General features: G+C 65.4%; 26 protein-coding genes and 1 pseudogene. 10 read left to right on the top strand and 17 right to left on the bottom strand.

Translation table 11 applies throughout. The features are described from left to right. Positions 1-89: 89 nt before the first annotated feature. From AC56LK_RS20640 to AC56LK_RS20615, 6 genes are all read right to left on the bottom strand, one after another. A complete protein-coding gene (locus AC56LK_RS20640) occupies positions 90-1,070 on the bottom strand; it encodes a Ppx/GppA phosphatase family protein (RefSeq protein ID WP_497186352.1) in 981 nt (326 codons plus the stop codon). A gap of 539 nt (positions 1,071-1,609) precedes the next feature. Further along, positions 1,610-2,458: a glutamate racemase gene (gene murI, locus AC56LK_RS20635; RefSeq protein WP_497186351.1), complete on the bottom strand. Its 849-nt coding sequence runs from the start codon at positions 2,456-2,458 to the stop codon at positions 1,610-1,612. Between the two features lie 153 nt (positions 2,459-2,611). Beyond that, on the bottom strand, positions 2,612-3,022 hold the full coding sequence (gene fos / locus AC56LK_RS20630; RefSeq protein ID WP_497186350.1) for a fosfomycin resistance glutathione transferase: 411 nt from the start codon (positions 3,020-3,022) through the stop codon (positions 2,612-2,614). 217 nt (positions 3,023-3,239) lie between these two features. Then, complete coding sequence (gene bla, locus AC56LK_RS20625) at positions 3,240-4,079, bottom strand: subclass B3 metallo-beta-lactamase (protein WP_497186349.1); 840 nt, start codon at positions 4,077-4,079, stop codon at positions 3,240-3,242. Between the two features lie 75 nt (positions 4,080-4,154). Continuing rightward, the gene (locus tag AC56LK_RS20620) at positions 4,155-5,975 is read right to left on the bottom strand and encodes a penicillin-binding transpeptidase domain-containing protein (protein ID WP_497186348.1); all 1,821 of its coding nucleotides are present in this window, start codon (positions 5,973-5,975) and stop codon (positions 4,155-4,157) included. Continuing rightward, positions 5,972-6,355 carry a BlaI/MecI/CopY family transcriptional regulator gene (locus tag AC56LK_RS20615; protein WP_497186347.1) on the bottom strand — a complete coding sequence of 128 codons (384 nt, stop codon included), beginning with the start codon at positions 6,353-6,355 and terminating at the stop codon, positions 5,972-5,974. Before AC56LK_RS20615 ends, AC56LK_RS20620 begins: the two co-directional genes overlap by 4 nt. 398 nt (positions 6,356-6,753) lie before the next feature. Between AC56LK_RS20615 and AC56LK_RS20610 the strand changes: the two are divergent. Further along, a pseudogene (locus tag AC56LK_RS20610) lies at positions 6,754-6,884 on the top strand (IS30 family transposase); the annotation flags it as partial. Between the two features lie 82 nt (positions 6,885-6,966). Here AC56LK_RS20610 and AC56LK_RS20605 read toward each other — a convergent pair. Both AC56LK_RS20605 and AC56LK_RS20600 read right to left on the bottom strand, forming a co-directional pair. Next, on the bottom strand, positions 6,967-8,139 hold the full coding sequence (locus AC56LK_RS20605) for a GGDEF domain-containing protein (protein ID WP_497186346.1): 1,173 nt from the start codon (positions 8,137-8,139) through the stop codon (positions 6,967-6,969). 8 nt (positions 8,140-8,147) lie between these two features. Further along, entirely contained in the window at positions 8,148-8,423 is a 276-nt protein-coding gene (locus AC56LK_RS20600) for a hypothetical protein (protein WP_497186345.1), read from the bottom strand. A 99-nt stretch (positions 8,424-8,522) separates the two neighbouring features. Between AC56LK_RS20600 and AC56LK_RS20595 the strand changes: the two genes are divergently transcribed. From AC56LK_RS20595 to AC56LK_RS20585, 3 genes are all read left to right on the top strand, one after another. Next, complete coding sequence (locus AC56LK_RS20595) at positions 8,523-9,269, top strand: fused MFS/spermidine synthase (RefSeq protein ID WP_497186344.1); 747 nt, start codon at positions 8,523-8,525, stop codon at positions 9,267-9,269. A gap of 143 nt (positions 9,270-9,412) precedes the next feature. Continuing rightward, positions 9,413-12,277, top strand: coding sequence for a bifunctional diguanylate cyclase/phosphodiesterase (locus tag AC56LK_RS20590; RefSeq protein WP_497186343.1), 2,865 nt, complete (start codon positions 9,413-9,415; stop codon positions 12,275-12,277). 130 nt (positions 12,278-12,407) lie between these two features. Then, on the top strand, positions 12,408-12,623 hold the full coding sequence (locus AC56LK_RS20585) for a hypothetical protein (RefSeq protein WP_497186342.1): 216 nt from the start codon (positions 12,408-12,410) through the stop codon (positions 12,621-12,623). Positions 12,624-12,653: 30 nt separating this feature from the next. Here the strand turns inward: AC56LK_RS20585 and AC56LK_RS20580 are convergent, their stop codons facing one another. Both AC56LK_RS20580 and AC56LK_RS20575 read right to left on the bottom strand, forming a co-directional pair. Then, positions 12,654-13,031, bottom strand: coding sequence for a hypothetical protein (locus AC56LK_RS20580; RefSeq protein WP_497186341.1), 378 nt, complete (start codon positions 13,029-13,031; stop codon positions 12,654-12,656). Between the two features lie 59 nt (positions 13,032-13,090). After that, entirely contained in the window at positions 13,091-13,228 is a 138-nt protein-coding gene (locus AC56LK_RS20575) for a hypothetical protein (RefSeq protein ID WP_497186340.1), read from the bottom strand. A 163-nt stretch (positions 13,229-13,391) separates the two neighbouring features. Between AC56LK_RS20575 and AC56LK_RS20570 the strand changes: the two genes are divergently transcribed. Together AC56LK_RS20570 and AC56LK_RS20565 are read left to right on the top strand one after the other, a co-directional pair. Further along, positions 13,392-13,589, top strand: coding sequence for a hypothetical protein (locus tag AC56LK_RS20570; protein ID WP_497186339.1), 198 nt, complete (start codon positions 13,392-13,394; stop codon positions 13,587-13,589). 128 nt (positions 13,590-13,717) lie between these two features. After that, complete coding sequence (locus tag AC56LK_RS20565; protein WP_497186338.1) at positions 13,718-14,131, top strand: hypothetical protein; 414 nt, start codon at positions 13,718-13,720, stop codon at positions 14,129-14,131. 12 nt (positions 14,132-14,143) lie between these two features. Here the strand turns inward: AC56LK_RS20565 and AC56LK_RS20560 are convergent, their stop codons facing one another. Both AC56LK_RS20560 and AC56LK_RS20555 read right to left on the bottom strand, forming a co-directional pair. Then, entirely contained in the window at positions 14,144-14,338 is a 195-nt protein-coding gene (locus AC56LK_RS20560; protein WP_497186337.1) for a hypothetical protein, read from the bottom strand. Between the two features lie 67 nt (positions 14,339-14,405). Beyond that, complete coding sequence (locus tag AC56LK_RS20555) at positions 14,406-14,588, bottom strand: hypothetical protein (protein WP_497186336.1); 183 nt, start codon at positions 14,586-14,588, stop codon at positions 14,406-14,408. Positions 14,589-14,698: 110 nt separating this feature from the next. Between AC56LK_RS20555 and AC56LK_RS20550 the strand changes: the two genes are divergently transcribed. Next, on the top strand, positions 14,699-15,592 hold the full coding sequence (locus tag AC56LK_RS20550) for an alpha/beta hydrolase (RefSeq protein WP_497186335.1): 894 nt from the start codon (positions 14,699-14,701) through the stop codon (positions 15,590-15,592). Here the strand turns inward: AC56LK_RS20550 and AC56LK_RS20545 are convergent. Then, on the bottom strand, positions 15,589-15,888 hold the full coding sequence (locus AC56LK_RS20545) for a 2Fe-2S iron-sulfur cluster-binding protein (protein WP_497186334.1): 300 nt from the start codon (positions 15,886-15,888) through the stop codon (positions 15,589-15,591). The two genes, AC56LK_RS20550 and AC56LK_RS20545, sit on opposite strands and share 4 nt — an antisense overlap. A 104-nt stretch (positions 15,889-15,992) precedes the next feature. Here AC56LK_RS20545 and AC56LK_RS20540 point away from each other — a divergent pair, with 104 nt between their 5' ends. Then, positions 15,993-17,024 carry a L,D-transpeptidase family protein gene (locus AC56LK_RS20540; protein WP_497186333.1) on the top strand — a complete coding sequence of 344 codons (1,032 nt, stop codon included), beginning with the start codon at positions 15,993-15,995 and terminating at the stop codon, positions 17,022-17,024. Between the two features lie 27 nt (positions 17,025-17,051). After that, positions 17,052-17,774, top strand: a complete 723-nt coding sequence (locus tag AC56LK_RS20535) for a M23 family metallopeptidase (RefSeq protein WP_497186332.1) — start codon at positions 17,052-17,054, stop codon at positions 17,772-17,774. On the opposite strand, the gene AC56LK_RS20530 is transcribed toward AC56LK_RS20535, so the two are convergent. Together AC56LK_RS20530 and AC56LK_RS20525 are read right to left on the bottom strand one after the other, a co-directional pair. Continuing rightward, complete coding sequence (locus AC56LK_RS20530) at positions 17,768-19,570, bottom strand: M4 family metallopeptidase (protein WP_497186331.1); 1,803 nt, start codon at positions 19,568-19,570, stop codon at positions 17,768-17,770. The genes AC56LK_RS20535 and AC56LK_RS20530 overlap by 7 nt on opposite strands. Before the next feature lie 134 nt (positions 19,571-19,704). Next, a complete protein-coding gene (locus AC56LK_RS20525; RefSeq protein WP_497186330.1) occupies positions 19,705-21,870 on the bottom strand; it encodes a TonB-dependent receptor in 2,166 nt (721 codons plus the stop codon). A 100-nt stretch (positions 21,871-21,970) separates the two neighbouring features. On the opposite strand from AC56LK_RS20525, the gene AC56LK_RS20520 reads away from it, so the two are divergent. Further along, positions 21,971-23,200 carry a PepSY-associated TM helix domain-containing protein gene (locus tag AC56LK_RS20520; RefSeq protein ID WP_497186329.1) on the top strand — a complete coding sequence of 410 codons (1,230 nt, stop codon included), beginning with the start codon at positions 21,971-21,973 and terminating at the stop codon, positions 23,198-23,200. Here the strand turns inward: AC56LK_RS20520 and AC56LK_RS20515 are convergent. Further along, a complete protein-coding gene (locus tag AC56LK_RS20515; RefSeq protein WP_497186328.1) occupies positions 23,197-23,823 on the bottom strand; it encodes a hypothetical protein in 627 nt (208 codons plus the stop codon). The two genes, AC56LK_RS20520 and AC56LK_RS20515, sit on opposite strands and share 4 nt — an antisense overlap. Positions 23,824-23,832: 9 nt before the next feature. Beyond that, positions 23,833-25,017: a zinc-dependent alcohol dehydrogenase gene (locus tag AC56LK_RS20510; protein WP_497186327.1), complete on the bottom strand. Its 1,185-nt coding sequence runs from the start codon at positions 25,015-25,017 to the stop codon at positions 23,833-23,835. Positions 25,018-25,092: the final 75 nt, after the last annotated feature.

Genomic DNA, 25,092 nt, shown 5'->3' with positions numbered 1-25,092 from the left:
TGGCGGGCGTGGTTGAACGAACAACACGAGTATGCCACCAGACGTTTCCGAACAACAGCAAAAATAGAATTTTGACACGAAAACGACAGTCAGCCGCGCAGCGACATCCCGTCTGGCGCCGGCGCCCGCCGCGCCGCTGCGGCGGCCGGGCCGGCGCGCCGGTGCAGGTCCCACAGGGCGCCCACGCGCAGGCCGGCATGCACTGGCACCGCCTCGCCGACGCCGCACTCCTCCACCAGCGCGATCAGGAGCGCCAGGCCGCCCGCCAGGTGCGGCGCGCGCGCCGCCGCCGGCCAGGCCAGGCGTATCCGCGCCACGTGGCCGGCGCGCAGGAAGCGCTGGCGCAGTTCATCCAGCACCGCGGGCGTCAGGCGTCCGCCGTCCAGCCGGTCTTCGCGGGCGATTTCGCTGAGTGCCCGCACGGTGCCGCAGGCGCCGTAAGCTTTTTCCCAATGACGGCCGGCCAGCGCGGTCTCGGCGAAGCGGCTGCGCCCGGAGCGCACGGCGGCGTCGAAGCCGGCGGCGTCGATGGCGCCGTCGGCAAAGAAGCTCAGGCTCTGGCGCACCGCGCCGACCCGGAAGGATTCGATGCGCTCGATGGCCGCGCCGCGTCCCAGCACCAGTTCGGTCGAGGCGCCGCCGATGTCGACCACCAGACGCGCCTCGCCGCCATCGCCGAGCGTGCTGGCCACGCCCATGTAGACCAGGCGCCCGGCCTCGTCGCCGGCGATCAGCTCGATGGGACGTCCCAGCGCCCGTTCGGCGGCAGGCAGGAAGACGGCGCCGTTGCGCGCCATGCGCAGTGCGGCGGTGGCGACCACCCGCACCGCCTGCGGATGCCAGGCGTCCAGGGTCTCCGCGAACTCACGCAGGCAGGCCAGCGCGCGCCGCATCGCGGCGTCGCACAGGCTGCCGTCCTCCTCGAAGGACGCGGCCAGCGCGACCCGTTCGCACAGGGTCGCCTCCAATACCAGTTCGCCCTGCTCGATGCGTCCGACGTGCAGGCGGAAACTATCGGAGCCGAGTTCGACGGCGGCGTAGCGGGAAGGCGTGGGAGTCGGATGGAACATGGGCGGGTCCGGCAGCGGGGATGTCGCAGGATACGTCCGCGATGTGACGGGAATGTGACGCGCCTGGCGTGCACCTGTCACGAATGAAGGCAAAGCGGGGGGGCGACAGGCTTCGTCCACGGATTGCCGATGCATGAGGTGAACGCAACACGCTGGTAAAGCTTCGTCTGTCCTGAAACGGTGCTCAAGGATTACCAGTAGTCTGCACATAGGCGCCCAGCTGGAAACCTCCGCGATATGATTACCCGCTCAAATCTCTGCGTCGAGCAAGCGCTGCAAAGGTACCGCCATCTTCGGAACCTCGTTCATAAGGATGTGTGCTTATGTGACTGGAATGCTGATGATCGCTCTTGGCCGAACCCAGCCGTTGAGTTCAGCATAGCAGGTCGTCACGGAAAAAATCCCAGCCCGTCACGAAGGGCGGAACCGACCAGAACAGACACAGTTATGACCTGCTACTACGAACCGCGCGAAAACAAAGTCCTGGATATCGCTGTATCGTTTGCAGCTCAAGTGCTTCATCGATCCGTTTCGACAGCTTATGCATCAATTTTTCTAACAAACAGCTGCATCCCAAGCAAGTTCGAAAATGCGGCACGTAGCGAGGATGGATCGCCTGTTGTCATTACCTCCAGCCCGCCTTGGCCTGTTGCCGTGGATTGCAACTGGCATTCCAGCAAGCGCCGAGCAACTTGCCGCGCAACTGCCTCACCCGTATCAACGACAGCAACAGGGGTGTGGGCCGTGCTCAAGGCACTCTCCTCAATGAAGTGCTGGATGAACGGATAATGCGTGCATCCCAGTACTAAGGTATCGACGCCTTGTTCGATCAGCGGTGCTACATAGCGGTCGACCAGCTTCGCAGTAATCCGGGAGTGCGTTTTTCCATTTTCGATCTGATCCGCCAGGCCAATGCAAGCTTGTGGCAAAAAACATACCCCAGCCGTGCGCGACAGGTAGTTCTGCAAATGGTGGAATTTGGCGCTGGCAAGTGTCCCCTTCGTAGCCAACACACCAATCTTCCGCGTTCTTGTTAGCTCAACGGCCGGTTTCAAACCAGGTTCGACACCGACGATAGGCAAACCCGGATAATGTTCGCGCAACACTTGGATCGCCGCGCCGGTTGCGGTATTGCACGGTACAGCCAGCGCCTTAATGCCGCGCGTCAACAGAAAATTGGTGATTGAGCGCGAACGCGAAATAATTGTCCGTTCCGGCTTGTCGCCGTAGGGTGCGAAGCCGGCATCAGAAAAATAAATGACATTCTCGTACGGCAGAAGAGCAAGGATATGGCGCAGCACCGATAAACCGCCGACGCCGGAATCGAATACTCCAATAGGGGCATCGCGAATGGACGCACTTACTGGTTTCTGTATCGTCGCCTGCATGATTTGAATCCGCTTAATATTTTGAAAGGTAGATCTACGACAGTCCGTTCCTGGCCGAGGACGGCCATTCGACTCAGCATAGCAGGTCGTCAGATGTCAAAGAATCGCAGACTGTCACGGAGGACCGGATCCGACCCAAATCGGTCGCTCGCCCTAGTCAAAAAAGCGCATGGAATCGTATGGGGCTATCCGGCATTGAGCAAGTCGCGTGTCGAGGTCGCCCACGTGCACCTCAAGCTTATGACCGTCGGGGTCAAGGAAGTAGAACGAGTTTCCCTCGCTGCAATTTTCCTTCCATTCGACGACACGATGTTCCCGCAAGCGCCTTACCAAGATGTCGAACTTGTCTTGCGCTACGCTGAACGCGTAGTGCGTATAGTCGGGTGCCGGTTGCGTGCTCCGCTTCGAATCCAGCGACAAACACAACCACAAGTTTCCTATCGAAAGGTAGGCGCCTGAACGCCAAGTCGCGCGGACTCGACACTCGAGCAGGGAACCGTAGAACTGCAGGCTCCGCTCCAAATTTAGCACCCCTATGGTTAAGTGGTTAAATCCAGATATCATTCTCAAATCCCACAAATAGACGCCCTAGGCGATGCAGCACTCCGCCGCTTCTAGCGTACTGTGCGCGATGAATCTGTACGGGCTTCCGCTGTCGAGTGTCCGGGCCAACGTTCGTCTCCAGGGCTCGCCTTGCGCGTAACGCGCCGAAGCACTGCCTCGTCCATAGGTGGCGCCAGTGCAACGGCGAGCGCGGACAGCTTGGACCATAGGCATAGTGCTACCGCTTTTCTGTGGCCAGTCGCTTATCCAAGCGTTTACGATAGGAGGCAGCCAGGTCGCGGCACGCATTGGGATCGATGAATGCCGAACTCCCGTTCTGAGTCTGGTGTTGCAGGCGACCAAATAAATCGTTTGCCTCTGGGTGTGCAGTCACCAGGATATCGCACGGCATCGCTTCGAAAGCGGCGAAGCCTTCTCGAAGACTGGCGACGGTGTCAGGGTGGTCAGTATAACGATAGCTCGTGGCCGCGTTCGGGCTGACGCTGTCACCGAATACCATGTTCTCGCATCTACCATTAATGCAGGATTTCCAGGTCCAGCTTGTACCGCCTGGCGTATGGCCGGGTGTTGCATGGGCCGTCACGGCAAGCGGCCCCACTGCCACGACCTTGCCGTCGCTGATGCCGTGCAACCTGGTCACCGGTTCGAAGTCAGGCAGCTCTCCGTACTGAGGATCGTCCCTGCTGGCTTTGCCACTGGCCAGCGTTGCCAGATTTGCGTGACCGGCCACCACCGGCGCATTCGTCAGCCTTTGTAACGCGGCGATACCGCCCGCGTGATCGGAGTGCGCATGCGAATTGAGAATATATTTGACATCACTCAACTTATAGCCGAGTGAACGGATATTGTCCGCAACGATCGCGGCGCCTTTCGAGCCTGTCCCATCGATCAGTATATGGCCTTGTGGTGAGGTAATCAGCACGGAGCTGATTCCCGCCGTGCCGACATAATAGGTGTTGCCATACAACGCGAACGGTTTTTGAGGAGTATCCCAACTTACGGGATGGGCGTGAACCGAACTCGAGAAAACGAGAACAGCACTAGCAATGAGCTTCAAAATGACCTCCTTAGGTGGAATCAGATTCCGGGTTGTTAAAGGCAGACGGTGAAGAGCGCCGCCAATCGGGACGAGCTATAGAGAGCTCCGCGCCAACTCCGACAGGAAGGCATCGCGGGTCAGCGGGCCTCCGTAGCGGTCGGAGCGTGCCGGCTGCTCCAGAAGCCGTGCGAACACCAGCGTGCGCGCACCTTTCCGGGCCCACCCGACGAACCAGCCAATCGAATCTTCGCTGCCGTCCTGCCTCCGAGCGTTTGCGGTGCCGGTCTTGCCGTAGACAGTCCAACCGTTTGCCAGAGTGTCGACCTTGAGGAGGCCCGTTGTCATGTCGTAGGCGAGTGCGGATACTGGCAGCCTGTGATTGACGAGTTTGCGTAGGAAGACGGTTTGCTCGACCGGCGAAATCGTCAGTGTTGGGCTTAGTTCGGACAGACTAACCGCGTCGTCCATTCCGGCCCTGACGGGGAGCCCGCGGTTACCGTAGTCGAACGCATCGACGTAGCGGCGTACGCTTGTGGCTCCCAGGCGCAATCTGACCTCGTTCGAATACCAGACAACTGATTCCTGCAGCCAGCGGGATGGATCTGTACCTTGACGCCACGACGGAATCGATGCTGCGTAGCTCGGTTTGTACGGCAAGTAGGGGGTATGTTCATCGCGCAGCACTCCGCTGTCGAAACCCATCAGGCTGATCGCAATCTTGAACGTCGAGGCGGGTGTGACACGGCTATCGCATGTACCGTCGTGCACGACGAAGTCACCACTTCCGGCATCGACGATGACCGTGCAGTCGAGCCGCGACGACGTCCCAGACGAGACGCTCGGCCAAGCATGCGTCAGCTCCAGGTGATGGAGATCGGGCATGCCGGCAGCATGCAAGCCGAGCGCCGGTTGTAGCATCACGTTGGCACACAGTAACGCCGTTATGCAGCCGAGTGTGACCGCACGCGAGGAACTATCCCGGGCTCTGTGTGACGTGCGAATCCGATCGATACGAGCGGACAGCGATACTCCGCCGCCAGGGCCGAAGGCGAGTGCCATGCCAGTCGGACGCTGTTGGAGCTTCAATTGGTCGAGCAATGCTGTCGCATAGGCCTTGCGCTGGCTCTGCGGCCGATCTCGCAACACTTCGTGGTCGCACCCGAATTCCTGCGCGCAGGCCAGGCGGGCGCCGAGCATGCGCACGAACGGGTTGAACCAGAACAGGCTCTGCAGTGTCTGGGACGCCGCACTCCAGTACAGGTCGTGGCGGCGCCAATGTGTCAGTTCGTGTTGAATGATCAGCGCCTGCTGCAATGGATGGAAATCGCGCAGATGGCGCGGCAGTATGAGGAGCGTCCTGAACATACCGTGCAACATTGGCGATATCGGGGCATCGATTTCGATCACGGCTGGCAGCTTCGGTTTCATCTGTCCCACGAATCCGGCGTGACCGGCAAGCTCGACGAGCTGGTCACCGCATCTTGCCAACGCATCCAGCATGCGCACACCATGCCACCAGCGATATAGCGCATGGGTGAGGCCAAGCAGGTAAAGTACCAGCCAGGCACGGCCGGCATTGACCAGCCAAGCGTGCCCGGTTGTGGAGGCAGATGTTGGCTCAGGAGCTGGAGCCGACCTTTCTCGCGGCGGGGTTATTGGCGAGGCCAGTGCTGCCCCGGCCTCGTCGATTTCAATGACGGGCGTCATCCGCAAGCGGTCGGACGTCGGTAAAAGCACGGTCATGAACACGACCGCAATCGCTGCCTGCCCCAGCAGCCACAAAGTGCGCTGCTGGGCGACTGCGGAGAGGTATCGGGAGCACAGCACGACCGCCGCCCAGAATGCGCACCCGGCTACCAGCGAACATGAAGCAGCGAGAAGAATGCGGATTAGCACGACGTCGAGAGGCGTCATCGGGTTTCATCCGTGTCGTTGGGCCAGTGCTGCAACAAATATTCCAACCTGGCCAGCTCCTGCTCGTCAACCAATTTACTGCCAGTGAACATCGTTACTGGCAGCGGCGTGTCGATTTCCATTACCCGCTTGCCGAAGTCGTGCGCGAAGGCGGCCAAGGTGTCTACTTTATCCAGGACCGCTTCATATACCTGCACGCCGTGATGGACCTGTTGGCCGACCATCCCCTTTTCCAACATGCGCTCGAGCGTCTTGCGGGTCGACGAATACGACCAGCCGAGTTCGCGTTCGACCGAATCGTGGATTTCGCGCGCGCTCATGGGCTGCTTGCGCCATAAAGCCTTTAGGAGGATTAGCTCTGTGAGCGAGGGAACTGACATGGAGGCTCTCGAAATGTGACATATGCCGCAATTATGCGACAGTTGTCGCATGCGAGCAAGCACAACGACGTGATTGTCGGTTTGTTAGTTTCGCCCTTGCGCGAAGCAGCCCATCACGATCGACCTTTTTCGAGCCGAAGTTGCCGTTCACGTCAGGCGAAAAAGCGCCTGTCGTCGTAAGGAAGTAGACGACATTGAGCAAGCCGACTGCCGATGTCGCCGACATGGACCTCAGGTTTGCGTCCCTTGGGATCCAGGAAATAGACGGACCTCCCCTCGCTGCAGTTCTTTCTCCTTTCGACGACACGGTGACCGCGTGAACGTTCGCGGAAAACGTCGAACATGTCTCCGGTAACGCTCAACGCATAGTGCGTATAGTCGGGGCCGGCTGTGAGCTCCTGAGTCTCTCGATGTACTCGCAAGAAAATCTGGACGAGGTAGCCAGGCTGCTGAACGAGCGTCCGAGGAAACACTCAACTATCAAACGCCCGCGCAACGACTTCACGAATGTGTTGCATCGACCGATTGAATGCGCATCCGATATTGGACTCAGGCAGATCTGTTTACCGTTACATCGCTGCCAGCGCAAACAAGAGAATCCGTCAGCCGGCCTAAGCCTCAACCGTCGCCGCCACCGCCTGACTAACCCGATTCCGCCCCGCCCCCTTCGCCGCGCGCAGCGCATCGTCCGCACGCTGGAACAGGGTCACGGTGCTGTCTTCCGGCCGGATCACGGTGACGCCGAAGCTGGCCGTCATGGCGATCATCGCGCGCTCGCTCTTGACCGGCGAGCTGGCGATCGCGGCGCGGATGCGTTCGGCCACCAGCACGGCCTCGTCAAGCTGGGTGCGCGGCAGCAGGATCGCGAACTCGACGCCCACCAGGCGCCCCAGCAGGTCGGAATCGCGCAGCTGGCGCTTGCACAGCTCCACCACGTGGCGCAGGACGGCGTCGCCGGCCGGGTGGCCGTAGCCGTCGTTGACGCGCTTGAACTGGTCGAGGTCGAGCACCACCAGGGCGGTCGGCAGGCCGGGGCGGCGCGCCAGGGCCATCCAGGGCGCCAGTGCATTGAAGAAGCCGCGCCGGTTCGGCACGTCGGTGAGCGGGTCCACCACTTCGAGGCGCGCCAGCTCGCGCCCGACCCGTTCGCGCGCCAGCAGCAGCACGCCGAAGCCGTTGGCCAGCATCAGAAGGTAGAGCGCGGCGCTGGACAGCTGGCGCAGCAGTTCGCTCGAGAGCCAGCGCCAGCCACCCGGCAGCAGCAGCACCGACAGGCCGCGCGCCGCCACCACCAGCGCCAGCACGAAGCTAGCCAGGGCCAGGAAGCGCTGCAGCAGGCTGGCCTGGCGCCACCCGGCGGATAGCGCCGCGGCGCCGTTCAGGTAGAGGGCGCCGAGCAGCAGCGAGGCGGCCAGGCTGCGCAGGCCCTGCTCGTCGATCAGGTAGCAGACGAAGAAGGCCAGGATCGCCAGTCCGCCCGCCAGCAGCGTGGGGCGGCGCCAGCCGTGGCGGCCGGCCTCTTCCCAGGCCGCGCCGGATTCGATGGCGACGCCGGCGAACAGCAGGGCATAGCCGCCGGGCAGCGCCAGGGCCTCGGGCACCACGCCGGCGCTGCCCAGCGCCAGCACGGTCCAGGCGCCGGCCTGGACCTGCTTCGACAGCGCCCAGGCGCTCAGTGCCGGCGGCCGCACCGGGCCGTGGTCGAAGAAGGTCAGCAGCGCACACAGGGCCAGGTTGCCCAGTGCCAGCACCAGCACCATCGTGGTCGCGTCCAGGTTCGTCATGAGTCCAGTCAGAATTCGTGTTCGACCAGGGTGGTGCCGTCGCCGACCTTGCTGGCCCAGGCGCGGCTGAAATAATCCTGCTCCTCGGCAGACGGCGGCGCCTGCCAGAACACGATCAGCGTGCCCTTGTGGTCATGCAGCTGGGTCAGCTTGTCGACGAAACCGGTGTTGCCGGCACTGTCGGCCAGGGCCATCGCGTAGCCGTACACGCGCTGCAGGCGTTCGAGGCGGTCGGACTCGGTCTGGGCGTTGGTGGCGGTGATCGAAGGATGGTCCAGGAACATGGGAGTGGTCGGCTTGTTCGAATGGTCAGCTTATCAGAAAGCGATGCCGCAGAACAAGCCGCAGCGCGCAACAGCCACGCACTCCCCTATACTGGCGTCATGCCCACCCCACCCATCGTCACCACCCGGGGCGATCGCCGCACGCTGGAGTTCACGCCCGGCGACGTCCAGAGCGCGATGCGGCTGTCACGCCCCGCCGCCCTGGTGCTGCCCTATGCGCGCGCCATGATGTGCTTCGCCCTGCTGGCGCCGCGTCCACGCCACATCGTCATGGTGGGCCTGGGCGGCGGTTCGCTGGCCAAATTCTGCCATCGCCACTTTCCCCGGACTCGCATCACGGTGCTGGAAGTGCGGGCCGACGTGATCGCACTGCGCGAACAATTCCATGTCCCGCCCGACGATGCACGCTTGCGGGTGCTGCATTGCGACGCTGCGCACTGGCTGGCCCATGCCGACGACGCCGGCGCCGACGTCCTGCTGGTGGACGGCTTCGACGCCAGCGGCCTGCCGCCCACCCTGACGAGCGCCGCCTTCTATGCGCACTGCCGGCGCGTCCTGCGTCCCGGTGGCGTACTGGCGGCAAACATCTTCACTTACGATCCTGACTATGTGACCGCCGTGCAACGCCTGCAGGCGGCCTTCGACGGCCATGGCTGTTGGCTGTCCGGCATTGCCGGCAACAACCAGATCCTGCTGGCCCAGCGCCCGCGTGCTGCCGGCGCCGCCCCCGGCCGCCCCCTGCGCCTCCTGCGCGACCTGCTGCGCAACCGCGGCCTGGGCGCCGCGCCGCTCAACCGCCTGTTGGCGCGCTGCGTCCTTGCCTGGCTGACATGGCGCCGCCATTGAGCCTGTGCTGGCGGTGTGACAGTCCGCGACATTTCGTTTGCCCAACTGCATCCGGTTGTGACACACTTCCATCCTGATGCCTGTTGGCAAGCTTTGATGCAGGCTTGGCCCGACAGCTTTTTACGGACTTTCTGGAAGCTTCCATGGTGCGTCGCCTGTCTCTGTCGCTGACTCTCGCGGCAGCCCTCACGCTCGGGGGCGGCCTTGCCGTATCCGGCGCCCTGTTCCTGGGGGTGAGCCACCTCGAGTACGACAACATGTCGCTCGCATTCGCCCAGCGCGCGGACGAGCGCGTGGCGGCCGTACGCCAGGGTATCGACCAGGCAGTCGAAGTGCTGACCGTGACCAACCAGCTGTTCGCGCGCGGCGAGCCGGTCAGCCGCGAGCATTTCCGCGACTTCACCGCGGCCCTGCTCCAGCGCCACCCCTATATCCAGGCCTTCAATTTCCACCGCACGGTTGCGGGCGAGCAACGCGCCGCCGTCGAAGCCGAGTTGCAGCGCATCCGTCCGGGCACCGTGTTCACCGAGCTGCAGCCCCAGGGCCTGGTGAAGGCGCCGCAGCGCGCACGCTACCACATCGTCGATTTCATCGAGCCGATGGCCGGCAACGAACGCGCCTTCGGCCTGAACATCACCGAGAACGTGCAGGTGATGAGCGCACTCGCGGTAGCCAGGGGCGAGGGGCGCGCCGCCGCCACCGATCTGTTCCAGCTGGCGCAGGACGAGCAGAAGCAGCCGGCCTTCAGCCTGATCATGCCGGTGCTCGACCGCCATGGCAGCCTGGCCGGCGACACCGCCATCGTCATCCGCGGCCCGGAGCTGGTGCGTGCCTCGCTGGCCGCCACCGGCCTGCTCGATCCGCGCGAGGCCTCGGGCGAGATCTTCGTGTCGGTCTATGCCGGCAACCAGGCCAGCCCGGCAAACCTGATGTTCTCCACCGGCGATACCCGCAAGCCGGCCGACAGCTGGCTGGCCGGCTTCCTCTCGACCGGCCATACCGGCCACAGCGCCAGGACCCTGCGCATCGCCGCCAAGTCCTGGCACGTCGAGGTGGCCAGCGCGCCGCGTCCCTTCCTGCAGGACCACATGGCCTCGAGCGCCCTGCTGGTCGGCGGCATCCTGATGACCCTGCTGGGTACGGCCTTCGTGCAAGCCTCGGGCCAGCGCGCGCGCAAGGTGCAGCAACTGGTGCGCCAGCGCACCGCCGACCTGCGCCGCACCAACCGCCGCCTGGTCGAGGACATGGCCGCGCGCGAACGCGCCGAACGCGCCCTGCAGCAGAGCGAGCAGCGCTTCCGCCAGCTGGTGTCGATGTCCTCGGACTGGTACTGGGAACAGGACCGCGAGCTGCGCTTTACCATGGTCACCGGCGGCTTCACCGAGAAAGCCGGCGTGGCCGTCGAGACGGTGCTCGGCAAGACGCGCTGGGAATACGTGCCCACGCTGCTCGAGACCGAGGCCGGACGCGCCCACATCGCCCAGGTCAGGGCCCACGAACCCTTCGCCAACCTCGAATACAAGGTCGTCGACGAGCACGGCGACACCCGCTGGTTCTGCGTCAACGGCCAGCCGGTGTTCGACGACGGCGGCGCGCTGCTGGGCTACCGCGGCACCGGCAGCGACATCACCGAACGCAAGCTCACCGAGCAGCGCGTGCACCACGTGGCCCAGCACGACGTGCTGACCGGCCTGCCCAACCGCTCGCTGCTGCAGGACCGCCTCGGCCAGGCGATCGCCTTCGCCAACCGCAGCGGCCGCCCGATGTGGGTGATGCTGATCGACCTCGACCGCTTCAAGTTCGTCAACGACTCGATGGGCCACAAGGCCGGCGACGTGCTCCTGATGACGGTGGCGGCGCGCCTGACCGGCTCGCTGCGCGACACCGATACCGTGGCGCGCCTGTCGGGCGACGAATTCGTGGTGATCGTCTCCGAGCACCACGACGAGCCGCTGGGCGCCGAGATCGTGCAGCGCGTGATGGATTCGGTGGCCCAGCCGGTCATGCTCGGCACCAAGGAATTCTTCGTCACCTGCTCGATCGGGGTCGCCGTCTACCCGAGCGAAGGCACGCCCGCCGACAGCCTGATCGAGCACGCCGACATCGCGATGTACAGCGCCAAGAAGATGGGGCGCAACAACTTCCAGTTCTACACCCCGGCCATGAACGAAGCGTCGATGGAGCGCGTGCGCATCGAAAGCGCGCTGCGCAACGCCCTCGACCGCAACGAATTCGTGCTGCATTACCAGCCGCAGGTCGACCTCAAGACCGGCCAGATCGTCGGCATGGAAGCGCTGATCCGCTGGAAGCATCCGGAAATGGGCATGGTGCCGCCGGTGCGCTTCATCGGCATCGCCGAGGAGACCGGCCTGATCGTCCAGATCGGCGCCTGGGTGCTGCGCACCGCCTGCGCCCAGAACAAGGCCTGGCAGGATGCCGGCCTGGGCCGGCTGCGGGTAGCGGTGAACCTGTCGGCACGCCAGTTCGGCGCCCCAGACCTGATCGCCAACCTGGAATCGGTGCTGGCCGACACCATGCTCGACCCGGATTGCCTGGAAATCGAACTGACCGAAAGCCTGTTCATGAGCGACGTCACGCCGGCGGTGGAGCTGCTGCACCGCATGAAGTCGCTGGGCGTGAACCTGTCGATCGACGATTTCGGCACCGGCTATTCGAGCCTGTCCTACCTTTCGCGCTTCCCGATCGACGTGCTGAAGATCGACCGTTCCTTCGTTGCCGACATTACGCACGATGCCAACGACGCCGCGATCGTCACCTCGATCATCGCGCTGGCCCACAACCTGAAACTGGCCGTGATCGCCGAAGGCGTCGAAACCGCCGAGCAGCTCGACTACCTGCGCAGCCATGGTTGCGACGAAATGCAGGGCTATTTCTTCAGCAAGCCCCTGGCGGCCGAGGACTTCGAACAGCTGCTGGTCCAGCGCCGTGCGCTGCCGCCGCCGCGCCGGGAAGCGCAGGAAACGGCTGATGACCCTGCTCTGGTCTGATCCAGATCAAGGTTTTCTATTGCATTCTCGAAATAAGTTCCGAAAAGCCATTTATTTATAGCTAATACAACATTGTTAGCGATAGAATAGCCGTGTCTCTTTTGCAACCCCAGATATACGGATATCCATGATGATGAATGACTTAGGTGAGCTGAAGGCCTCCGCCGACGCCAGCGTCCGCCGCCAGCGCACCGACATCCGCACACGCGACCTGGTCAACCAGGCGATCGCCTCGGTCCCGACCCTCGGACTGCAGCGCGCAGCGGAATTCCTGGCGACGATGAACGTGCCGGCGGAAGTGGCGGTGCGGGTGCTGGTGTATCCGAACCGCCGCCGCGCCAACTAGGCGGCAGTCCGGTAGTCAACGAACAGCGCCCTAGCGGCGCTGTTGTTGTTGTTGCTGTGCGATATCGGCCAGCGATTCACGGCCTCTGTCGGTCAGGAGGTAGCCGCCGGTTTCCAGCGGCGCAATATGCGACTTGGCGCTGAGGAAACGGGCCACATCGCCATCCACGCTCGCCGCCGGGTCGGCGGCCAGCGCTTCCAGTGCGCGCACGCAGCGGCGCAGGAACAGCACCTGCTGGCCCTTCTCCGTCAGCACGATCCGCCCGTCGCGGGTGCTTTCCATCATCTTCAATCCCGACAGGCGTTTGGCATTGCGTCCCACGCAAGCGCCCGGATTGTCGCGTTTCACGCCGCGGCGTACCAGTTCGAGGGCGTCGTATTCGTCCGTCGTCAGTTGTTCGTTTTTCATTCTGCTTTTCTATTCGTCAGGGGCGCCATGGTACAAGGCGCGCCGGCCGAGAGCAAGCATCAGCGCAGTGCGCGCAGGGCCAGCCAGCCAAGGCCGGCGCTGGCCGCGAGGCCGACGGCCAGCGCCAGGCGCGCCCGGCGCGAGTAATACAGGGGGCTGCGGCCCAGGTAGATGGTGTTGTACAAGGTGTGGCCCATGGTCTTCTCCGGAGTCGCTGGCTGGTCTTGTGTCTCGAACCATTATAGGCAAGCAAACGTGTCAGGAACATGACATGGATCGGCCCGCCTGCGGCCTGCCGCGCGCCGACGCCGGAGGACCCCTGCTAGGATCGTCCTTATCGACAATCCACTGGAGCGCACCATGAACGACCCGACCCGCCAAGTCGATCCCGCGGCAAACGGCCCGAACGTGTTTCACGAAGCAGATATCGGCAGCGGCGAGAAATCGCCTGGAGAACTGGAAACCGAGGAAATGATCCGCCAGATTCCCCCACTGCCCGCATCCGGCGGCAAGACCCGCCAAGAATCGTCCACCACGCCCGAGAAGTCCGGCGCCTGAGCCGGGCAGGCTCCCCCATCAGTCCCGCTTGCACCCGCGCGCATCCATCCTATGCTGGAAGGGCAGCCCGCCGGGCTGCGGCACGCCTGCGCGCAGACGCGGGCGGCCGGACATCGAGGGAGCTCATCATGAACCACCGCATCGTTCTCAGGAGTGCAGCAGTCGTCGCCGCCCTGTACGGCATCATCCAGGTCATCGCGCCGAACGCGCTGATGGCCATGTACGGCTCGCCCTTGCTCGAAGGCTCAGGCGTGTATTTCGCCATGCTGGCGGGCGCCCTGCTGCTGGGTTGGGCAGTGATGAACTGGGCCGCCAGCACTGCGCCGCAGATCGCGGAGATCCATTATGTCCTGTTGGGGAACCTGGCGATGACCAGCATCGCCCTGCTTGTCACCCTGTTCAGGCAACTGAGCTACGCGGAGACGCCCGTGTCGGGGTGGCTGAACGTGCTGATCTTCCTGGTCTTCTCGGTGCTGTTCGGCTGGCTCTACAAGTCCAGCCCGGCCGGCTACAGGCTGCACGCCCGCACCAGGCCGGCCTGAGGAACGCGGCGCCTAGCCGGCGCGGATCGGCGCTTCCGGGAAGCGCGGTTCCTCGACCGGCGCGTTGACCGGGTCCGGAACGTCGTCCGGCACCGGCGGACGCGGGTCCGGTGTCGGCTTCGGATCATGGACGTCCGGTTCCGGGGTACTGTGGGCATGCACGGGGGATGAGCCGTGCAGCTTGTTGTCTTGAGCAAGCATGGTCATGGTCAGCCTCTCGGAAGGTGGTGACAGGGGTTCAGGCATGCCGCGCCAGGCGGCATGCCCGGCGCGGTCAGCGCTGCGCCTTCTGCTTGGCGCCGCCGCCGGCGCCCTCACCCTTGCCGGCCTTCTGGCGCGACATGTGGTCATGGCTGCTCTTCTCGGTCTTGCCGGCGCGCTGCTTGGCCAGGTCTTCTTCGGACATGTTGTCCGACTGCTTGTTGGTCTGGTTGGCGCCCGATTTCGATTGGCTCATTGCACTCCTCCTTGTTGACGTGGTTAGCTTGGATGCAGCCTAGCATGGATGCCGAGGCCGGGTTTTCAATCGTGCGCTATAGTGGCTGCCCAACGATTTCCTGACCAACGATGAATCTCCGTCCCCTCCTGCTGGCCGCCCTGCTCGCGGCCGGCATGCACAAGGCCTGCGCCGCCACGCCCATGACACTGGCCGACTACCTGGCGCTGAACGGGCCGGACCCGAGCGCGCGCCTGGCCTACGGCGCGGCGCCCTCGCAGTATGCGGAACTGTTCCTGCCCGCCGGCAGCGGCCCCTTCCCGGTGGCCGTGCTGGTGCATGGCGGCTGCTGGACCAGCAAGTTCGGCGGCATCACCCAGCTGCGCAACATGGCGGGCGCGCTGGCGGCGCGCGGCATCGCGGTCTGGAACGTCGAATACCGGCGCAGCGATGAAGCGGGCGGCGGCTATCCCGGCACCTACGAGGACATGCATGCGGCGCTCGCGCTGCTGGCCGCGCAGGCCGGGCGCTACCCGCTCGACCTGCAGCGCCTGGTCGCCGTCGGCCACTCGGCCGGCGGCCAGCTGGTGCAGTGGATGGCGGGACGCGGGCGCATCACGAGCGGCCCGCTGTACCGTGCCAGTCCCTTGAAGGTGCCGGCGGTGGTCAGCCTGGGCGGCCTGGCCGACCTGCGCAACGAAGCGGCCCTGATCAAGTCCAGCTGCGGACGCGACACGGTCGAGCTGGCGGGCTCGCCGGGCCCGGGCCGGCCGGACGTGTTCGTGGATACGAATGCGGCGGAACTGATGCCGAACGGCAGCCGCACCTGGCTCGTCACCGGCGAGCTGGACACCATCTCGCCGCCGCGCGTGGCGCAAGACTACGCGGCGCGGGCGCGCAAGGCGGGCGACGCCGCCGAGGTCGTGATCCTGCCGGGCGCCAGCCATTACGACGAGGTGGCGGCGACATCGCCCGCCTGGCCGCAGGTCCTGGCCGTGATCGAGCGCGCCCTGGGCCGTCCTTAACGTTCCCAGGCGATGCGGCGCGCCAGCGGCAGCGCGAGTTCGAGATCGCCGCGGGCAGCCGCCACGCAGGGAAGCAGATAGCCTTCGCGCTTCTCGTCGAAGGACAAGCCCGGCCACTCGATCAGGTGGACGGCGGCGCCGCTGCGCACGCGGCAGATGCAAGTGCGGCAGGTGCCGTTGCGGCAGGAGCTGGGCAGCGCGATGCCGGCTGCCTCGGCCGCCTGGAGGATGCTGCTGTCCTCATCCGCCTCGAAAGCGATGCCGCTGGGGTGCAGCACGATGGTATGGCTGGTCATGGCCGGAATTGTAGCGCGGCTGCTTGAGTTCGTTCTCGCACAGACCCGGGCGGGGCGCGGGCCTACTCTGAGGTTTCCAAAAGCAAGCATTGCAGGAAACCAAAATGATCAAATCGCACGCCCTTTCCGTTCTCGCTGCCGCCCTGCTGGGCGCCCTTCCCCTTGCCCAGGCCCAACAGGCCGTACTGGCATCCACTCCTGTTCCCGCACCCGCGCCGGCGCAACAGCAACTGGCCGGGCCAGCCTCCACCCAGGCCGCCGCCCCCGTCCGCCGCGCCGCTGCCAAGAAGGCCGAATTCGAACGCAACCTGCGTGCCCAGGTCCTGCTCGACCGCGCCAACCTGTCGCCCGGCGAGATCGATGGCGCCTACGGCTCCAATATGCGCCAGGCCCTGAGCACCTTCCAGACCTCGCGCAAGCTGCCGGTGACGGGCAAGCTGGATAGCGCCACCTGGAATGCCCTGAATGCCGACAGCAGCCCGCACCTGGTCACCTATACCCTGGTCGAGGCCGACGTCGCCGGCCCCTTCCGCCCGGTACCGGAAGACATGATGGACAAGGCCAAGCTGCCCGAGCTCGGCTACGCCAATGTCCTCGAGGGCCTGGGCGAGAAATTCCACGCCAAGCCCGACATGCTGGCGCGCCTGAACCCCGGCAAGGACTTCGGCCGCGCCGGCGAGCAGATCCTGGTGCCGAACGTGCATGGCAAGCAGCCGCTGCCGAAGGCGGCCAGGATCGTGGTCAAGGAAGGACCCAAGGTGCTGCAGCTGCTCGACGCCGGCGGCGCCCTGCTCGCCCAGTACCCGGTGTCGACCGGCAGCGCCAACGATCCGCTCCCGATCGGCACCTGGAAGGTCAACAGCGTGCACGCCAACCCGACCTACCACTACAACCCGAAGCTGTTCTGGGACGCCGAGCCGGGCGACAAGAAGGCCAAGGTCCCGCCGGGCCCGAACAATCCGGTCGGCGTGGTCTGGATCGACCTGTCCAAGGAACACTACGGCATCCACGGCACCCCGGTGCCCGGCCACGTCGGCAAGACCGAATCGCATGGCTGTATCCGCCTGACCAACTGGAGCGCCGCCGAAGTGGCGGGCGCGGTCGGCGCCGGCGTCGAGGTGGTACTGGAAAGCTGAACCCCGCAATCCCCAAAGGAGGATGACATGAGATGGCTGATGACCTTCCTGCTCGGCGCCCTGGTCGGCGCCGGCGGCCTGTTCGTACTGTTGCGCGCCGTACCCGACGACCCGGCGCCGGTCGTGGCGGCGGCGCCGCCGCCCCCGCCCGCACCGGCCGCGCCGGCCGATCCCCAGCCATCCGGATCATCCATGGTGCAGACCGACCTCAGCGAGGCGGACCTGCCGCTGCGCCCACCGTATAGCGCGGCGCAGCCGACCCGGGCGCAGTCGCCGGCCGACGCGGTGGCAGGCGCGGTGCAAGGCAAGCTGCTGGTGCCGGTACAGGGCATCAAGGCCGCCGGCCTGAGCGACACCTACGACCAGCCGCGCGGCAACCAGCGCCACCACGAAGCCCTCGACATCATGGCGCCCAAAGGCACGCCGGTGCTGGCCGCCGCAGACGGCAAGGTGGCCAAGCTGTTCACCAGCAAGCCGGGCGGCACCACCCTGTACCAGTTCGATCCGAGCGAGAAGTACGCTTATTACTACGCGCACCTGGACCGCTACGCCGACGGCATCAAGGAAGGCATGGAGATCAAGCGCGGCGACGTGCTGGGCTATGTCGGCGTGAGCGGCAATTCCGACCCGAACGCGCCGCACCTGCACTTCGCCGTGTTCGAGCTCACGCCCGAGAAGCAGTGGTGGAAAGGGACGCCGCTGAATCCCTTCCCGCTGATGGCGGACGGCCAAACCGTCGCGGCTCAGTAAGGCGTCGCGACGGCCCCCGCTTCATCGACATCGGCACCGACGTTGATCGCGGCATAGGCGCGCTGCACGGCGATCGCTTCACGGCCGGCCTTGCCGTACAGCTCCTCCGCCGCCTCGATCATCTTGGCGCGCGCGTCGGTGTAGTTGGTCGACGAGGTGAACTTGGTGGTATTCGCGTGGAACCAGATGCGGAAGGCCTTGTCCGTGCCGATGCCCGTCATGGCCTTGGGCTGCTTGACCAGGTACTTGCTGTAGTAGTCGCCCGCGCTGTCGTCCTTCGAGCCGCGCGCCAGGAAGTAGAACATGCGGTTGTTCGGACCGCTGCTGTAATGGACGTCGAGGCGGCGCAGCGAGGTGCTCCAGGCGTCCGGGCTGCTGCCGTCCTTGCTCGGACGATACATCCAGCGCAGCGGCGTGGCATTCTTGCTGATCTCGGTGCCCAGCTGCCAGTCGTTGCCCTCCTCCGGGAATTTGTCGCCCTTGCCGCCGGCGCGCGCATAGGCTTCCACCACTTCACCGGCAATGTCCGAACTCGATTCGTTCAGGCCTCCCGACTCTCCCGAGTAGATCAGGTCCGAGGTAGAGGCGGTGATGCCATGCCCCATCTCATGGCCGATCACGTCGATCGAGCCCAGGCTGGTGAAATAGCTGCCGTCGCCGATGAACATGCACTTGCAGGTATCGCTGTAGTAGGCGTTGTCGTAGCCCCGATTCACATGCACGGCGATGGTGGTCGAGGTGTCGCGGCCGTCCAGCGAGAGCCAGCCCAGCACGTTCTTGTGGGCGTCGTAGGTGTTCATCAGGCCCCACATCGCGTTGACGGCCGCGGTCTGGCCGTTCACGCCGGTGGTGCTGCCGCCTTCGACGAACTGCTTGCCGTCGCCCCAGGTGTTGGTGGCGTTGGTATAGACCTTGCCGGCGCTGCTGCCGTTGTTGGCATTGGTGATCGCCATGGCGCCGAAGCTGCCGCCCTTGCCGCGCTCGGGGTCGAGCATCCGGTAGACGCCGTCGCTGAGGGTGGTGCTGATCGGGACATCGCCGTTGTACTGGCTCTTGCCCACGCCGGTCACGGTCTGCAGCATGTTCCACTGGTCGAGCACGGCGGCGTCGCGCGCGCTGACGACGGTGTCGAAGTAGACCGGCTGCTCGCCCACCCGCATCCGGGTACGCACCAGCCAGGCCAGTTCGTAGCGCTCGACCACGTCCTGCACGTCGAGGGCATTCAGGTCCGCTTCTTCCTTGGCGCCGGCGCCGACCACGCGCTGCATGCGCATGACCGGGTAGATCAGCAGCTCGGCGGCCGGCTTCGTCACGTGCACCGCATTCTGCCCCAGGCTCGGCGCCAGCGAGGCCAGCGCAGCCGCGATCGCCGTCCTGCCGTTGACCTGCGGCTGGACGCTGAAGCTCGCGGTCAGGGCGCCGAGGCGGTTGGCGCTGCCCGTACCCAGGTGCAGGCGGCGCTCCGAGGCGGATTCGGACAGGACCTTGGCCGACTTGTCGAGCACCACCACCGATTCCGAACCGAATACGCGCAAGCCCTTCCAGGTATGGGCGGCGCGCAGGATCTGGGTGCCGTTGACGCCCGGGTGCTGGGCCGTGATCCGGTAGTGGTGGTCCCTATCGAGTCCCTTGGCCTGGCCTTGTCCGGCCAGCTGGGCCAGCACCGAGGCCTTGGCCTGGGAGCTCAGCGTCGCCGGCGCGCTCATGGTCGGCGCCGCATGGAGGGGCCGGGACAGCGGCAGGAGCAGCAAGGCGGCGCCGAGCAGCGCTGCCGGGAAGGTGGTGTGCTTCGTCATCTCGTCTCCGTCCGTGGAAACGCGGCCCCAGGATGGGCCGCCCACCGGACAGTGTGGACGAGCTCAGCAGAAAAGGTTTGCTTGAACGCAACGCTTATGCAGGCGGGTGACCGGCGCGCCCGCCTGCATACGGCTTAGAAGCTGCGGTTCCAGCTGAACGCCAGGGTACGGCCGCGGCCGGCGTAGGTAGCGTTGGCGTCGACGGCGGAGGCCGACTGCGAGTAGTAGCCGACGTACTGCTTGTCGAACATGTTCTCCAGGCTCAGGCCGAAGCGGCCGTAGCCGGTGTCCCAGGTGGCGGCGGCATCGACCAGGGTGTAGCCCTTGAAGTGCTCTTCCAGGTTGCTGGTGCCGACGCGGCGGCCGATGTTGATGTCGCGGTCGCGCAGGTGGGTGGCCTGCAGGCGCAGCTGGGCCTGCGGGCGCAGCTTCCAGTTGGCGCCCAGCACGGACTTGTCCGGGCCCTGCGAACGGGCGCCGAGGTCGAGGTCCATCGGCGCGCCCTGGGTGGCGGCGGTCTTGCCGTCGGTGGTGGCCCAGGTGCCGAACAGGCTGAGGTCTTTCGTCGGACGCCACTCGACGTTCGCTTCCCAACCCTTGACCGTGGTCGGCACGCGCTCGACCAGGCCGATGCCGGCCGAGGTGATGCGGATCACGCTGCCCAGCTTGGAGCGCGAATCGTAGCGCGACAGGCCGAACTGGCCACGGCTGCCGCGCCAGTTGATGCCGATCTCGTTGTTGCGGGTGAGGATGGGCTGCAGGCTGATCAGGTTTGAGACGGATTGGTTCGGCACGGCCACGCCGCGCAGCACCAGGCCGGCATCCGGCAGGCCGAAGCCTTCCGAACTGCCCACGAAGGCCGACCAGCCCGGGGCGAAGCGCGGGTCGAGCCGCCAAACCGCACCGATGTTCTTCACCGCTTTCGTAAACTCGGCGGAACCACCCTCCACCCGGCGGCTGCCGTAGGCGGCCAGGGTGGTATAGGTGTCCACCTCCAGTTTGGCGTCTTCGTAGCGCACGCCGCCGCGCACGGTCACCGGGCCGAACTCGTATTCGAGCTGGGTGAAGGGTGCAAGCGAACGGAATTTCAGTTCCGGCACCCAGGTGCGGCCGGTCCCCGCCAGGCGCTGCTGGGGGTTGTCCTGCAGCCAGTCGACGCCGGCCGTCAGTTCCAGGCCGGCCACCAGCAGGTCCGGGCGGACCCAGGTCATGCGCGAGCCGCGCTTGTCGGTCACGACCTGCGACTGGTCGTACAGGGTCCCGACCGGGGCGATGTTGCGGTCCTGGAAGGTGGAAGTGTTGGTGGCGCCATACAGGGCCGAGAACTCGTGACCGAACAGCTGCGCGGTCAGATAGCCCCCCGCCAGGTCGTTGTGGCGGTAGTCGATGCTGGCGCTGCGCACCTTGTTGCGTGGCGGCATACCGATCGGGGTGCCGGGGACCGAGCTGGTCGGCAGGCCCTGGGCCACGTTGCCGGGCACGCTGCGGTAGTCGCCGTCGCCGGCCAGGTCGAAGCGGTTCAGGGTCAGCTGCAGGCGCTGGGCGCCGAAGGACTTGCCGATCTTGAGGAACAGGTCGTTTCCATGCGAGTCCATGGTATCGCCCTGCACGGCGTCGACGCCCAGGCGGCGGCCGCTGCCGTCGTAGCCCATGCCGCGGCGCTGCACGCTGGCGAAGGCCAGCATGTCGAAGTCGCCCGATTTGTGGGCGACCGTCAGGCCGGTCTTCCAGTCCAGGCTGTCGGACTCGAACTGGCTGGCGAAGCGGGTGTTGACCGTGTAGGCGGTGCCCTCGGCGCGCGGGGTCTTGGTGATGTAGTTGATGATGCCGCCGGTCGCGCCCATGCCCTGCATGGCCGAGGCGCCGTTGATGACTTCGATGCGCTCGATGATGGCACTGTCGGCGAAGTAACCCTCGCGCATGCCGGCGCGCAGCGGGTTCGATTGCGGGATGCCGTCGAACAGGATCAGCGGCTGGCGCCCACGCAGCGATTCTCCGGTGGAGGTCATCTTCTGGCGGCTCGGCGCATAGCCAGGCACATAGGTTGCCAGCGCCTGCGATGGATCATCGGCGATCAGGTATTGGGTCGCCAGTTCCTGCTGGGTGATCACCGAGACCGCACCCGGAATCTTGTCGACCGCCTTGGCGGTGCGGGTGGCGGTGACGACCACCGAGGCGAGCTCGTCTTCCTGCGCCTGGGTCGGCGCTGGTTCTTGTGCGGCTGCATGGGACATGGCCATCAGCATGCAGGCGGCGGCAACGGCGGCGCTCAGTGGCTTGACTGTGTTCTTGTTATTCATGGAACAAATACGCTTTCTGTGCAGGAATCGCGAAATGATAACTATTATCATGTAAGGACGCAAGATCAGAATCATTCTCATTTCGGTTATCATTCAAGGCATGAAACCGCTCATCCGCACCGTTCACCTCTGGGCCGGCCTGATTTTCGGCACCATCCTGGTCCTGCAAGGCCTGACCGGCACTGTCATCGGCTGGCGTCACGAACTCGACGCCTGGCTCAATCCGGGACTATTGCAGGTGGCGCCGCCGCCGGGGACCGTTGCCGGCACCGAGGCACGCCCCTCCCCGGCCCAAGTGGCGACGGTTGCCGCACGCCTGGCGGGCGACCCCGCCTACGGACGGCCCGACACCCTGTTCCTGCCGGAAGTGCATGGGGACGTGTACGTGGCCTGGTATCGCCCGGAAAAGCCGGCGTCGAGCTGGTCGCAAGGGGTGACGCGCCAGGTCATGGTCGATCCGGCCAACCTGGCGGTGCTGGGCGAACGCAACTGGGGTGAGGCCGGCCTGTCGCGGCCGCTCCTGATGCCGACCCTGTTCCACCTGCACCGCTACCTGATGGCCGGTGAGGCGGGCAAGCTGGTGATCGCGGTGCAGGGCGTGGCCCTGTTGCTGCTGGCCCTGACCGGCATCGTGGTCTGGTGGCCGACGATGACCCTGTCGGCGTTCCGGCATGCGATCACGGTGCGCCGCGGCAGTAACTGGCCAAAATTCAACTTCCAGCTACACCGTGCGGCCGGCTTCTACACGGCGCCGGTCCTGCTGGTGCTGGCCTTCTCGGGGGTGTACTTCAATGCGCCGGACTGGGTGACGCCGGCGGTCCGCGCGGTGGCACCGCTCAGCAAGAACGACAAGGCGGTAAACGCGAGCCCGCAAGACGCGCCGCGCATCGATGCGGGCGCGGCGATGGCCGCGGCGCAGGCGCGCTATCCCGAGGGCCGGGTCTCGCGCATCGGCATTCCGGGGAAACCGGAGCAGCCCTACGAAGTGCGGGTGCGCCAGCCGGGCGAGCTGCGCCATGGCGCGGGCGCCACCCGCGTGAGCGTGGACGCCGGCAGCGGCGTGGTGCTGCGGGCCATCGATCCGCTGACGGCACGCGGCGGGGACTGGTTCGTCAGCACCCTGTACCCGCTCCATACCGGCGAAGCCTTCGGCACCTTGGGGCGCGTCGTGATCAGCGTCGCAGGGCTGACGCCGCTGCTGTTCTTCATCACCGGGCTGGTGGTCTGGATCAAGTTCCGCCGCAAGCCGGCCAAGCGCACGGCGCCAAAGGCACAGCCCAGGACGGCGCCCGCCCGGACAACCGAACAGGCGAGCGCGCGCCGGGCCTAGCGGCGGTAATAGCGCTTGCCGTAGCGGTCGCCGTCGTAGCGGATTTCCTCGCGGCCGCGCCGCTTCATCAGGTAGACCGCCGTGCCGACCACGGCGGCGGTGATCACCGCCTTCTTCGCCAGCCCTGCCGGGTTGTGCTTCATCTCGGCCTTGATCCCCATCTCGCCCAGCACGTTCGGGATCTTCCCGTGTGCGAGGTCATCGGCGATGCCTTCGACCATGTTGACGCGGTCGGCCAGCAGCAGAAGCAGCCAGTGGCGGATGTCGTTCTCGCTCGACTTGAAGGCCAGGCGCCGGATCATGCCCGACAGGCCCGAGGGCGGCTGCACGGTGCCGAACACCTGGGTGATGCCCGGGCGCTCGCTCGACACCAGGATCTCGACCTTTTCCTGCTGCTGGGGCGGGTCGCCGTCGGGCTGGTTGATAAAGCGCGGCGGCGTGCGTTCCATCGGCACGCCCGGACGGTCCTTGCGGTCGAGGTCGGCGCCCCAGCCATTGATGTGCTGCAGCTCCTGGCGCGAGGGACGGCGCGGTGCGATGTGGCCCTGCCCCGGATGCTGCTGCAGGTGGCCATGGTCGTGGCCATGGTGCTTGTGTTCGGTGATATCGCTGCGTGGTTCCATGGTCGCTCCTTAATGCATTGCGCTGGCCGAGACCGCCTTCACCTGGTTGGCGTTCGGCGGGATCAGAATGGTCTTGATGCAGTTGTCGAGCTTGCCCGAGAAGATGTGATAGGCGTCCGACACTTCTTCCAGCGGCACCCGGTGGGTGATGATCTCCTTCGGGTTCAGGCGTCCCGCGCGGATGTGCTCGATCAGGCGCGGCAGGTGGCGCTTGACGCTGGCCTGGTTCATGCGCAGGGTCAGGCCCTTGTTCAGCGCATTGCCGATCGGAACGAAGTTGAAGGTCGGCCCGTATACGCCGACGATCGACACGTTGCCGCCCTTGCGCACCGAGTTGATGCACCAGTGCAGCGCCGTGGCCGAGCCGGCCTGCATCATCGTGTAGCGCCCGGTGAGCGACTGCATGGCATTGCCCGAGGCTTCGCAGCCGACCGCATCGATACAGACGTCGGCGCCCATCCAGTCGGTCATCTTCTTGATGTGCTCGGCCATGTCGCGCACTTCCTTGAAGTTGACCACCTCGCACTGGGCGTAGCGCTTGACGAACTCGAGCCGGTATTCGATGTGGTCGACCACGATCACGCGGCCGGCGCCCATCAGCCAGGCCGACTTGGCGGCGAAGATGCCGACCGGGCCGGCGCCGAACACGACAACCGTGTCGCCTTCCTTGATGTCGCCCATTTCGGCGGCCTGGTAGCCGGTCGGCACCGCATCGGTGAGCAGCACGGCGTCGTCGTCGTGGATGTCGTCGGGAATCACCATCGGGCCGACGTCGGCCATCGGCACGCGCACCAGCTCGGCCTGGCCGCCATCGTAGCCGCCCGCCGTGTGCGAATAGCCGTAGATGGAACCGACGGCCGTGGATTCCGCATTCATGTTGTGGCAATTGCCGTACAGTTCGCGGTCGCAGAAGAAGCAGGAACCGCAGAACACGTTGAAGGGCACCAGCACCTTGTCGCCGACCCTCAGGTGCTGGACACCGGAGCCGACCTCTTCCACCACGCCGATGAACTCGTGGCCGAAGGTGTGGCCGACGCGGGTGTCGGGCACCAGGCCATGGTACAGGTGCAGGTCCGAACCGCAGATGCAGGAGCGGGTGACGCGCACGATGGCGTCGCCTGGGTGCTCGATGACGGGGTCGGGCTTGTGATCGGCGCGGACGCGGTAGGGCCCGCGGTAGTTCATTGCCAGCATAACTCCTCCTCGATGATGTCATGACAGATACACGGAGCCCGCCATCTCGGCGGGCTTGTGAAAACACGTTATGGC

It is taken from the genome of Telluria sp. ZB4P36 (genome assembly GCF_059685865.1).
This window is presented reverse-complemented; position numbering and strand designations above follow the sequence as displayed.